Here is a 9655-nt window from a genome sequence, read left to right on the forward strand (position 1 = left end):
TCCTTTGCATTGACATTGAGAAAATGTCAATCAAGCCCCAACAGCTCCTTCGAAAGGAAAACCATGCCTGCCATTCTCATCTGGAACATTCAGCACTCCAGCGGCTTCCAAGATTCCTTCTCAGAGAAAAATAATTTGATCAACGAAGTTCTTGAAAATTGCATAAGAGATCAGGGCGTGACAGCTGTAATTCTCTTGGAAATTACCAGCAGAGAATCTGTTGAGCAATTCGCCAGAAATCGGCAGCTCGATCTCACCATTCACGGCGATGGGTCATCTCTGAAGTATGCAGTACTCACCAAAGGTGCACATAGATGCACAGATGTAACTCCGTATTTTCCGTCTTTTTCGGACAAGCCCCGAGGCGTTGTGCATGTGGGATTTGGGAGCATGCCGGCATTGCTCATAACGCACATCAAATCCGATTCGGGCGACTCCGGCCTTGCATGCCTATCGGATATATGCAAGCAGTTGCCGGAAAACATGCACTCAAACTCGCAAAGATGGCCGCAAGCCGGTGTGATTGCATTGGCGGATTGGAACCTTGAGGCCAAGAATGCAGAAATTGTGGCCAACTTGTTTCAAGCAAAGATCGTTGCACCGTCGATGCCCACGCGATACTCAAGCATAGCCGTGGATAAAATAACAAGCCCAAAAGTGGGCGAAAAAACCCTTGACTACGCTTGCGTTTTTGGGGGATTGAAATATTCCCCATCCATTTCCGCCATGGTGCCAGATATATTTTATGAACGCAGTGTTGGATTTATATTCGAAAAATATTTAGATCATATAAAGGGAAAGCGAAGAATTCTCAAGCAGGAAATCCAAAAAAGAGAAGACGAGCTAAAGGCTGCATTGGATTCAAAAAAGGCAGGAAAAAATATTACAAACACCACTTTGAAGGCCCTGCAATCAGCATTGGAAGTGCCGCAAAATGAAAAGATCGTGTACGACGTGGCCAAGCGGACTGTTCGAACGCTTTACGAGCGCATCGGAGCAAGGGCCAGACTAACTGACACTGACCAACAAGCAATCCACCAACTAATTACGCAACCCGGAATGGGCCCAGATCATCTGCCTGTCGTCATTAAATGGTAAGAATCGAGATTAATCCAAGTCGGAAGGTCGGCCTTTAAGCCGACCTTTTTTATTGTGCGCATCGTCGCTTCATGAATGGGCGGCGCAATCCCCACGCGGCTGCGCTTGCTCTCTCGAGCCGTCAAGGCATTCGTCCGGATCGCTTCATCAGATTCGCCGCCTTTTCCATCAATCCCGCCGATCGCCGCGCATCGGCCTTTCCTACTATTCATCCACGCCAACGACGAGTGCCTTCCAGCCGACGTCGGCAGGCGTTTGTCGTCACCTCCACCACAGGGACCCGAGGTCCCGTCTCAACAGGGAGTTCCACATGGCCTTTCCGACCTCCGTGAATGACCAGATCACCGATTCGGTCACGCAAGCCAACACCAAGGTGCTGGGCGACGCCCCCGCCATCGCGTTGGGCAACCTCTTCCAGGCGACCGCGCAGGCCCTGGCCAACGCGGCCCACAACGCCACCAACGCGCAGCAGCAGAGCTACGTGTCCGCCCAGGCCGCCACGACCATGGGCGTCACCACGCTCTACTCGATCGACACGGCCTCCACCGGCATCGCGACCAAGGACATCCTCACCGGCAAGCCCTACGGCTGATCCGCGACCGGGGCGTCCGCCCTGTCGCGCCCGAGTCCTCACGGACTGACCCCGACCCAGGAGCACCACCACCATGGCATTTCCCACCGCCGTCAACAGCCAGATCACCGACTCGGTGACCCAGGCCAACACCAAGGTCCTCGGCGACGCGCCCGCGATCGCCCTGGGCAACCTGTACCAGGCGACCGCGCAGGCCCTGGCCAACGCGGCCCACAACGCCACCAACGCCCAGCAGCAGAGCTACGTGACGGCCCAGGCCGCCACCACCATGGGCGTGGCGACGCTGTACTCCGTCGACACCGCGTCCACGGGCGTGGCGACGAAGGCGATCCTCGGCGGCTGAGCCGCCGGGACCGTCCTTCCGCCACCCCGCGACCGCCGACGTCCGTCCAACCGTTAACCGCAAGGAGCTGGGCACATGGCCTTTCCAACCTCCGTCAACAGCCAGATCACCGATTCCGTGACGCAGGCCAACGTGCAGGTGCTCGGCACTTCGCCGGCCATCGCCATGGGCAACCTGTACCAGGCCACCGCCCAGGCCCTGGCCAATGCGGCCCACAACGCCACGTTGGCGCAGCAACAGATGTACGTCACGGCGCAAGCCGCCACCACGATGGGCGTGACGCTGCTGTATTCCCTGGATACCAGCGCCACCGGTGCAGCCACGAAGAAGATTCTCGGCTGAGCCCCAGCGCGTCAGGAGCGTCCCCGCGAGCTCCCGGACGCGTCGCCGTCACTAGCGTTTCTTCCACCAACCGCAAGGAGCATTCACCATGGCATTTCCGACCGCCGTCAACAGCCAGATCACCGACTCGGTGTCGCAGGTCAACACCAAGGTGCTGGGCGACGCCCCCGCCATCGCGATGGGCAACCTGTTCGTCGCGACCAGCCAGGCGCTGTCGAACGCCGCGCACAACGCGACCAACAACCAGCAGCAGTCCTACGTCACCATGCAGGCGTCGACCACGCAGGGCGTGAGCACGCTGCTGGCCATCGACACGGCCTCCACCGGCAGGGCCACGGCCGCCATCTACGCCTGACCGCCGCCTCCGGCGTCCGGCCCGCGCGACGCGGTTCCAAGCAGTCCGCCGTCGTCGTGCGGGCCGGAGTTCCCGGATGAGTCTTCTGCCCGCCATCGCGTCCGGATCCCCGGTCGCCGTCGGCCTGGCCCCGGCGATCGCCATGGGCATGACCGACGTCGCGATGGCCCACAGCATCGGCCTGGCCATGGCGAACGCCGTGGCCAGCCAGCAGCGCGGCCAGGTCGTGGCGGAGGCCGCGCTCGCCCAGGTCCTCGCCATGATCATCGCCAAGGGAGCGTCTCCATGATCGATGAAAGCACCGTGAACAGCCAGATCGTCGACTCGGTCAGCACCACCGTCACCCTCGCGACCGGGCAGGCCCCGTCGCAGGCGCACGGGATGATCGACGCCGTGCTGCTCGAGACCCTCGGCATGGCGATGTACAACGCCGTGAACCGGCAGCAGAGCAGCGGCATGATCAGCGCCGCGGCCGTGACCTCGGCCTGCGCCCGCATCCTGACCATGCAGCCGCCGGCGCCTCCGCCGCCGGCCCCGCCGCCGCCGCCGTCGGTGAATCCGCTGCCCGGGCCCGCGGCGCCGCCCGCGTCCTCCGCCAACCTCATCGCCGGCGCCATGGCCGACGGCCAGACCGCGATCCAGGTCCTGCAGGCGCAGTCCGCCGGCTCCTCGCAGGATGCCGGCCTCGCGCAGAAGGACCTGCTGGCGCTGGCCGCGGCCGCCACCGCGGCGGCGAACACGACGCACCCCGCCGCTTGAAACGCCCGTGAAATGCCCCTGAAGCGCTCTTGAAGCGCCCTTGAAGCGCCAGGCCCAAGGCCCGCGGTCCGCCGTCGGTCGCCTCGGCGAGTCGTCCCCGTCCCACCCAGGAGTTCCCATGGATCCGACCACGGTCAATGCCCAGATCATCGATGTGATCAACCAGTCGCAACTGGCCACGATGAGCCCGCAGGTCGTGATGACCAGCGGCGCCGGCAAGGCCTACCAATCGGTGGCGCAGTCCTCCGCCATCGCGGTGCAGGACGCCGCGGACGCGCTGCGCAACATCTCGACCATCGCGACCACCGCGGCGGGCGTCGCGATGGCGCAGTACCTGGCGACCGGCGAAGAGCGCTACAAGAATGCGCTGGACGCCGCGCAGCAGCTGATGCAGAACGCCACCACGGACTTCTCCAACGTCGGCACGGCCGCGGCGAACGTCCTCAAGGGATTTCCGGCGGGTTGATCCGCGGACCCTCCCCTCAACTCAGGAGCCATTGCCATGTCAGTCTCAGTTGCGGGGCGGCCCGTCCAGCAGGCGGCGTCCCTGTCCGATCTGGCGCGGCTGGCGCTGGCCTTCGTCGACGGCGGCCTGGAATGGCTGGGCTGGGCGGCCGCCGGCATGGGGGTGCGCTACGACTTCCCCGATGAAACGACGCTGCTGTCCCAGGTCCAGCTCGGCCTGCACGGGTCCCCGCTGGCGCTGCTGCCCCGGCTCGGCCTGATGGTGAGCCCGGTGAAGCTGATGAGCCTGGGCGGCGATCTGCCCGTGCTGGCCAAGGCGGAGGGCGGCGATGCCAACGCGCTGCTGAACACGCAGGTCCGCCGCGTCCTCGACGACCACCAGCTCCTCAGCCAGGCCGATCTGATCGCCCCCCAGGCCTGGTTGACGGACCTGGGCGTGGCGCGGGCGCCGGTGCTGCAAGGCACCGAGTTCCACGATCGCGTGGCGCTGGTCCGGCTGATGCGCGATCCGCTGCTGGCCGCCAGCGCCGGCAGCGAGGCCGACACCCTGGCGAAGGAGGCGGCCACCTTCGCGGTGCAGCAGTCGCGCACGCCCCAGGAGTTCTGCGACTACTTCCGTTTCTACCTGGCCCTGGCGGCCCGCTCCGCGGCCGCCTCGCCCGGACCCGGACAACGCGCCGATGCCGCGGCCCAGGCCATGCGGACGCTGCTGCCGCTGTTCTTCGGCGCCCTGGACTGCCCGCAGGTCACCGGACTGCCCTCCCCGACGACGTCGGACGCGCGGTCAGGGCCTGGCTGTCCAGCGGCAAGCCGGTGGGGTTCTCCCGGCTGTCCGAAGGACTGGTGCAGGTGGCGCTGAACACGCGGTTCCAGAACGAGACCGGCAGCGCGGCACGACAACTGGTCGAGGCCTACCTGCAGGCGGCCCAGACGCTGCTCGGCCAGGCACACCCGCACGACGCGCAGCTGGGCCAGGACGGCAACACCGGCGTCTTCCTCCTGCAGTCCGGCGACCAGCACCTGGAGCTGCAGCTGAGCGCCAACGGCGTCATCTCGCTGCGCGACTTCGGCCTGGCGCGGCGGATCGCCGCGGCGTCGGTGCCGGATCCCGGTCCTTCGTCCGGTTCCCCATCCGATCCCCTGTCCCATCCCGATCAACAGGAGCCCCTGTCATGAGCGACCCCTCCGCTTCTTCCCCTTCCCCTCCCCCTCCCCCTCCCCCTCGCCCTCCCCCTCGCCCTCCCCCTCGCCCTCGCCGGCGACCCCCGAGCCGGTGCTTGTGCCGGTGCCCGTCCCTATGGCCGCACCTGTGGCCGTACCGGTGGCCGACGCCGTCGCGGCGCAGTTGCAGGCCTCCCTGGATGCGACGGCCGCCGCCCTGCGCGCGACGCAGCAGCAGTCCGAGGCCGCGCAGGCCCAGGCGGAGGCCTCGTTGGCCGCCCAGGAGGCGGCCATCGGCCAGTCCCTCCAGGACGCCATGCAGGCGCAGGCGGATGCCATCGCCGCCGCGCAGCAGCAGGCGATGAACGCGATCGCGGCGGCGGTCAAGGGAACCGGCGGCTGACGCCCGACCGCGGGCTACTCGCCCGCCGACATCGCACGGCGGTGGTCGCGGGCGCTGCGGCCGACGGCCCGGCGGAAGCACCGCTCGAAATGGCTGAGGTCCGCGAAGCCCGCGCGCAGCGCCACTTCGGTGATGCGCAGCTGAGGCTCCCGCAACAGCTGCTGTGCGATGTGGATGCGGATGCACAGCAGGAAGGACTTGAAGCTCATGCCCAGGCTGCTGCGGAACAGGAAGGTCAGGTGCGAGGCGCTGACATGCGCCTGGGCCGCCAGGTCGGTCAGCGAGACCGGCTCCGCGAAGTGCTCCGACAGGAACAGCAGGGCGCGCCGCAGTCCGGGATGCACGGTGTCGAGGACGCGGACCTGACGCTCGAGCACGATGCCGACCCACTGCGAGGCCGAACGGGGCGCCGCGGTGAGGCCCGTCGCCGTGGACGGGGCCAGCGGCCGCAAGGGACCGGAACCGGGCGGAACGGCTTGCGCCGACGCGCTGCCGACGGAGGCCGGGACCGCGTCCGGCACGACGTCCTCCGCGCGTCCCGCGATCTCCTCGGGGCCGGCTCCCGGCCGTCCGGCCCGATCGCCCGCCGCATCGCCCGCCGGCGGCAGCAGCCACGGCGTGTAGCGCCTCAGCTCCTCCAGGCCGATCACGGCAGCTTCGGCCATGGTCGTCAGGCAAGCCATGGCGCGGTCGAGTTCGGCGACGTTGCCGGGCCAGTCGTAGGCCTGGCAGGCGGCCGCCAGGGCGGCGTCGATCTGCGCTGGCTCGGCCGCGGGGAGCGACCGGCCCAGCGCCGCTTCCAGCAGCAGCGGAATGTCGCCCGGGCGCGCGCGCAAGGCAGGGAGTTCCGCGGAGAGATAGTCCAGTTCGGCATGTAGCGCCCGCGAGACCACCGGCACGCCGCCAGGATGGCGCAGGTCGGCCGTGGTCGAGGCGATCAGTCGAACGCCCGGCACACTTCCCGGAAGGCCGCCCGCCGCCGCGTTCTCCGCGCGCCATGCCTGTTGTGCCGTGAGCCACTGGCCCAGTAGTTCCGTCTGGAGCGGCGGCGACAGCTCGTCGACGCCGTGGAGGAACAAGGTCCCGCCCCGGGCCTGCTGCAGCCACGCCGCCGGGCCGTCCGGCGGATGCGCGCAATGGACCTCCACGAGCGGTCCCGACCGGCGTCGTCCGCCGGCATGGATGGCCGCCGCGGCCCAGGCCTTCTCGGTGCCGAACTCCCCTTGCAGCAGCACCGGCAGGTCGCTCTGCGCGGCCCGTTCGACAAAGCACTCGAGCCGGGCCAGCGCGGCGCTGGTGCCGATCAGGAGCCTGATCGGCCGCTGTGCCGCATGCGCCCAGTCCTCGACGCGGTGGCGGTGGCAGAGCCGCCCCAGCCACGCGCACAGGTGACGCAGCGCGGGCGCGGTCGTCGGCGTCTCCGGCAGGCCGGCCTGCCAGGCGAGGGTCAGGCGCCCGAGCGGCAGGCCCGCATGAACGACGGGCAGCGTGTCGCTGCGATGTTCGTCCTGCATGGCGGCCTGGGCCGGCGCTGCCTGCTCTGCCTGCTTTTCCTCCGAGACGGCGGCTTTCGAGATGACGGCTTGCGACGCCGTCACCGCCGGCCGCCATTCGACGTGAAGGCGTCCTGCCTCACGCTGCGCCAGCCACTCCCCTTGATCGTCGATGCTGAGCTCCAGCGCGCGCAAGGGCCACCGGTTCATCAGGCTGGTGGCCAGCCCGTTCAGCAGATCGGACAGGCGTCCGTGCGGCTGATAGGCGCGCCGGATCCATTCATCGATCGCCGCCGGGGACAGGTCGTCGGGGTCGGGCACCATGGTCGGTGGAGGCGGCGTCACGACGCGGATCGTGGCTGGAACAGCGAATCGACCGTGTCGACCAGCCGCTGCAGGATCCGGTAGACCAGCCCGGCGGAGAACCCGCCGAGCAGCGCCAGCAGCGGCTTGGCCATCGACGGCGACGACGCCGACTCCATCTCCAGCGGCAACAGCACCGACAGCAGCAGGCCGGCCACCAGCCCCAGTCCGATGAGGATCCAGTACGAGCCGTCATAGCGCGGGTCGTAGTTGGAATCGGAGACGAACCGCTGGGCCGTGAAGAGCGCCTGGAAGGTCGCGCCGATGCCCGCGGCCGAGAGCAGGAAGGCCAGCACGGCCAGCTGTCGCATGCCGTTCACGCCGTAGATGTCGGCGTTCATGGTCTCCGCGGTCAGGTAGGGGCTGACGCTCAACGCGACGAACAGCGCGAGGAAGCTGAACGCCGCCCCCAGCAGCAGGCGCACGTTGGGGATCGGGCCCATGACCCGGATCCATCCGGGCAGATCCGCGTGATCGCCCATCAGGCACAGCGTGACCGGCAAGGCCGGTGCGATGGCGCGGGTCAGTCCGGCGTGCAGGGCCGCCAGCGTGGACAGCGGGACGCCGGCCAGCGCCTCGATGGGCATCGTGGCGGGCGCCGGTGTGGACTCAATCGGGGACTCGACCGCGGGAGTCATTGCGGGCCTGTCCATGGCGTCCAGCCCCGCGAGGAGTTCCTCCGGCAGCGCCACGCCGCGCGACCACGCGAATCGCAGCATCAGCCAGATCTCGCCGGACAACTCATCCCGGAGCACCGGCGTCTTCGAGGTCGCGGAAATGGCGTGCGGCCCCTCGCTCATGGCGTCACCGGGAACGCGTCGACACGATTCACCCAGCCCTGGAGGAACCGGCCCAGCGTCGGCTTCGCCTCGACCAGCCGCTGGTAGTAGGCGATGCGCGCGGCGCGCAGGCGGCTGTAGAGCACCGTCGCATCCGCGCCGTTGAGCGTGGCGAACGTGCCGTCGCCGAACACGCCGTCCACGGCGAGCGGTGTGGGTGCGGCCGCGATCGCATTCAACGTCTGCTGCAGGACGACGATCGCATTCCTGCCGGCGTTGACATGGAAGTCCACCAGCATGTCCGCCACCCCTGGCTCGTGATGTCGTCGCCGCGCAGCGGGTCCCAGTACTGGCGCTTGTAGACGATGCCGGCCTGCGCGTCCGTCAGGGCGAGCAGGTTGTCGAGGGTCGGCGCGATGCCCAGGAGCTGCGGGCCGCAGCCGCGCAGGGTCTGCAGCGTGATGCCCTTGTTCGTCGCGCCGCCAGGGTCCGCGGGGTCGTTGACGAAGCCGCCCTCGAAGCGGAGGAGCATCGGCAGGAATCGGTTGAAGTCGGCCATGGTGAGGTCTCCGTTCGATCTCGTCGTCAAGGACGGGGTTGACCGCGAGCCCCCAGGCTCGCGTTGTAGTCCGCCAGCCGCGACTCGCAGTCGGCCAGCAGGCGGATCAGGTCGCGCTGACTCGCGGCGCATGCCTGCAAGCTGCCGCGATCGGCCCGGTAGCCCAGCAGCAGATCGCCGTAGGAGAGGCCCGCGGGCAACGGTCGCGGGTCGGCACAGGCTTGGGACAGGCCGGCGGGAACCGGACAGCCGAGCGCGGGGGCACGACCACGATCGGCGGCGACGCGCAGCCGGTCATCGCCAGGGACAGCCAGAGCAGGAGGCAAGCGGCTCGCATGAGGGGCCTCCCGTCTCAGCGGCCGCGCAGCGCCGCGAGCTGTGGTTCGGGCACGGTCGCCGAGAGGCAGTCGAGGCCTTCGCGCTCGTTGGCGACCGTGCTCCGCTGGGCGTCCAGCGCGGCCAGGCGCTGCGCGACGGACGCCGCATCGGCCGGGGCCGGCGGCGACTGGCGCAGGGCCGCCCGTTCGCGGTCCATCGCGGCGAGCCGCGCATCCAGCACGGTCACGCGCTGCGCCGCCTCGACGTTGGCGGCCTTCAGCCGCTCCTGGTCCTGGGAGGAGCGCTCCTGCAGGGCCGCCATGTCGCGTTGATGCGCGGCGGCGATCACATCCGCCCCGTCCGTCAGACGCTGCTTCGCCAGCTGGAACTGCCCGGCCTGCGAGTCCAGTTCAGCCCGGGTCCGGGTCAGCGTCCCGGTGACCTCGTCCAGCCGGTACGCCCCGACGCGGTAGCCGAGCAGGCCGCCGCCACCGGCGGCCAGCAGGAGGGCTCCGAGGAGCCAGGTGGGGATGACCATGTCGTCTTTCTCCATCGATGTCGTGATCGCCGCTGACCTGCCGATGGCATGGCGCGACGAAACGACTGTCGATGAACCGGGACGACG

17 protein-coding genes are annotated in these 9655 nt (G+C 68.1%); 11 read left to right on the forward strand and 6 right to left on the reverse strand.

Annotation, left to right across the window (positions count from 1 at the left end; all coding sequences use genetic code 11):
* Positions 1–63: 63 nt before the first annotated feature.
* The 11 genes from ACQ86G_RS21795 (at position 64) to ACQ86G_RS21845 (ending at position 5518) form a co-directional block, all read left to right on the forward strand.
* On the forward strand, positions 64–1098 hold the full coding sequence (locus tag ACQ86G_RS21795) for a hypothetical protein (protein ID WP_431257266.1): 1035 nt from the start codon (positions 64–66) through the stop codon (positions 1096–1098).
* A 310-nt stretch (positions 1099–1408) separates the two neighbouring features.
* Positions 1409–1690 carry a RebB family R body protein gene (locus ACQ86G_RS21800; RefSeq protein WP_431257267.1) on the forward strand — a complete coding sequence of 94 codons (282 nt, stop codon included), beginning with the start codon at positions 1409–1411 and terminating at the stop codon, positions 1688–1690.
* 73 nt (positions 1691–1763) lie between these two features.
* Complete coding sequence (locus tag ACQ86G_RS21805) at positions 1764–2033, forward strand: RebB family R body protein (RefSeq protein WP_431257268.1); 270 nt, start codon at positions 1764–1766, stop codon at positions 2031–2033.
* Between the two features lie 75 nt (positions 2034–2108).
* Positions 2109–2375, forward strand: a complete 267-nt coding sequence (locus ACQ86G_RS21810) for a RebB family R body protein (RefSeq protein ID WP_431257269.1) — start codon at positions 2109–2111, stop codon at positions 2373–2375.
* 88 nt (positions 2376–2463) lie between these two features.
* The gene (locus tag ACQ86G_RS21815; RefSeq protein ID WP_431257270.1) at positions 2464–2730 is read left to right on the forward strand and encodes a RebB family R body protein; all 267 of its coding nucleotides are present in this window, start codon (positions 2464–2466) and stop codon (positions 2728–2730) included.
* 76 nt (positions 2731–2806) lie between these two features.
* The gene (locus ACQ86G_RS21820; RefSeq protein WP_431257271.1) at positions 2807–3019 is read left to right on the forward strand and encodes a RebB family R body protein; all 213 of its coding nucleotides are present in this window, start codon (positions 2807–2809) and stop codon (positions 3017–3019) included.
* Positions 3016–3489, forward strand: coding sequence for a RebB family R body protein (locus tag ACQ86G_RS21825; protein WP_431257272.1), 474 nt, complete (start codon positions 3016–3018; stop codon positions 3487–3489). The genes ACQ86G_RS21820 and ACQ86G_RS21825 overlap by 4 nt, the downstream gene beginning before the upstream one ends.
* 118 nt (positions 3490–3607) lie before the next feature.
* Positions 3608–3955, forward strand: coding sequence for a hypothetical protein (locus tag ACQ86G_RS21830; protein WP_431257273.1), 348 nt, complete (start codon positions 3608–3610; stop codon positions 3953–3955).
* A 36-nt stretch (positions 3956–3991) separates the two neighbouring features.
* Positions 3992–4813 (forward strand): hypothetical protein, encoded by an 822-nt coding sequence (locus tag ACQ86G_RS21835; protein ID WP_431257274.1) that lies wholly within the window; start codon positions 3992–3994, stop codon positions 4811–4813.
* A complete protein-coding gene (locus ACQ86G_RS21840; RefSeq protein ID WP_431257275.1) occupies positions 4804–5130 on the forward strand; it encodes a hypothetical protein in 327 nt (108 codons plus the stop codon). The genes ACQ86G_RS21835 and ACQ86G_RS21840 overlap by 10 nt, the downstream gene beginning before the upstream one ends.
* A 121-nt stretch (positions 5131–5251) precedes the next feature.
* Entirely contained in the window at positions 5252–5518 is a 267-nt protein-coding gene (locus ACQ86G_RS21845; RefSeq protein WP_431257276.1) for a hypothetical protein, read from the forward strand.
* A gap of 14 nt (positions 5519–5532) precedes the next feature.
* Here ACQ86G_RS21845 and ACQ86G_RS21850 read toward each other — a convergent pair whose 3' ends face one another.
* The 6 genes from ACQ86G_RS21850 to ACQ86G_RS21875 form a co-directional block, all read right to left on the reverse strand.
* Complete coding sequence (locus ACQ86G_RS21850; RefSeq protein ID WP_431257277.1) at positions 5533–7356, reverse strand: helix-turn-helix domain-containing protein; 1824 nt, start codon at positions 7354–7356, stop codon at positions 5533–5535.
* Entirely contained in the window at positions 7353–8174 is an 822-nt protein-coding gene (locus tag ACQ86G_RS21855) for a hypothetical protein (protein WP_431257278.1), read from the reverse strand. The genes ACQ86G_RS21850 and ACQ86G_RS21855 overlap by 4 nt, the downstream gene beginning before the upstream one ends.
* Positions 8171–8392 carry a putative peptidoglycan-binding domain-containing protein gene (locus ACQ86G_RS21860; protein WP_431257279.1) on the reverse strand — a complete coding sequence of 74 codons (222 nt, stop codon included), beginning with the start codon at positions 8390–8392 and terminating at the stop codon, positions 8171–8173. The genes ACQ86G_RS21855 and ACQ86G_RS21860 overlap by 4 nt, the downstream gene beginning before the upstream one ends.
* Complete coding sequence (locus tag ACQ86G_RS21865; protein WP_431257280.1) at positions 8389–8712, reverse strand: glycosyl hydrolase 108 family protein; 324 nt, start codon at positions 8710–8712, stop codon at positions 8389–8391. Before ACQ86G_RS21865 ends, ACQ86G_RS21860 begins: the two co-directional genes overlap by 4 nt.
* Positions 8713–8738: 26 nt before the next feature.
* A complete protein-coding gene (locus tag ACQ86G_RS21870; RefSeq protein ID WP_431257281.1) occupies positions 8739–8912 on the reverse strand; it encodes a hypothetical protein in 174 nt (57 codons plus the stop codon).
* Between the two features lie 152 nt (positions 8913–9064).
* Positions 9065–9568, reverse strand: a complete 504-nt coding sequence (locus ACQ86G_RS21875; protein WP_431257282.1) for a hypothetical protein — start codon at positions 9566–9568, stop codon at positions 9065–9067.
* Positions 9569–9655: the final 87 nt, after the last annotated feature.

Source organism: Roseateles chitinivorans, assembly GCF_050632145.1.
In the GTDB taxonomy this organism is placed as follows: domain Bacteria; phylum Pseudomonadota; class Gammaproteobacteria; order Burkholderiales; family Burkholderiaceae_C; genus Roseateles; species Roseateles chitinivorans_B.

What these genes read in the sequence shown, in the direction of transcription:
- ACQ86G_RS21795 (WP_431257266.1), top strand. Translation starts at nt 64, where the DNA reads ATGCCTGCCATTCTCATCTGGAACATTCAGCACTCCAGCGGCTTCCAA.
- ACQ86G_RS21800 (WP_431257267.1), top strand. Translation starts at nt 1,409, where the DNA reads ATGGCCTTTCCGACCTCCGTGAATGACCAGATCACCGATTCGGTCACG.
- ACQ86G_RS21805 (WP_431257268.1), top strand. Translation starts at nt 1,764, where the DNA reads ATGGCATTTCCCACCGCCGTCAACAGCCAGATCACCGACTCGGTGACC.
- ACQ86G_RS21810 (WP_431257269.1), top strand. Translation starts at nt 2,109, where the DNA reads ATGGCCTTTCCAACCTCCGTCAACAGCCAGATCACCGATTCCGTGACG.
- ACQ86G_RS21815 (WP_431257270.1), top strand. Translation starts at nt 2,464, where the DNA reads ATGGCATTTCCGACCGCCGTCAACAGCCAGATCACCGACTCGGTGTCG.
- ACQ86G_RS21820 (WP_431257271.1), top strand. Translation starts at nt 2,807, where the DNA reads ATGAGTCTTCTGCCCGCCATCGCGTCCGGATCCCCGGTCGCCGTCGGC.
- ACQ86G_RS21825 (WP_431257272.1), top strand. Translation starts at nt 3,016, where the DNA reads ATGATCGATGAAAGCACCGTGAACAGCCAGATCGTCGACTCGGTCAGC.
- ACQ86G_RS21830 (WP_431257273.1), top strand. Translation starts at nt 3,608, where the DNA reads ATGGATCCGACCACGGTCAATGCCCAGATCATCGATGTGATCAACCAG.
- ACQ86G_RS21835 (WP_431257274.1), top strand. Translation starts at nt 3,992, where the DNA reads ATGTCAGTCTCAGTTGCGGGGCGGCCCGTCCAGCAGGCGGCGTCCCTG.
- ACQ86G_RS21845 (WP_431257276.1), top strand. Translation starts at nt 5,252, where the DNA reads ATGGCCGCACCTGTGGCCGTACCGGTGGCCGACGCCGTCGCGGCGCAG.
- ACQ86G_RS21855 (WP_431257278.1), bottom strand. Translation starts at nt 8,174, where the DNA reads ATGAGCGAGGGGCCGCACGCCATTTCCGCGACCTCGAAGACGCCGGTG.
- ACQ86G_RS21865 (WP_431257280.1), bottom strand. Translation starts at nt 8,712, where the DNA reads ATGGCCGACTTCAACCGATTCCTGCCGATGCTCCTCCGCTTCGAGGGC.
- ACQ86G_RS21875 (WP_431257282.1), bottom strand. Translation starts at nt 9,568, where the DNA reads ATGGTCATCCCCACCTGGCTCCTCGGAGCCCTCCTGCTGGCCGCCGGT.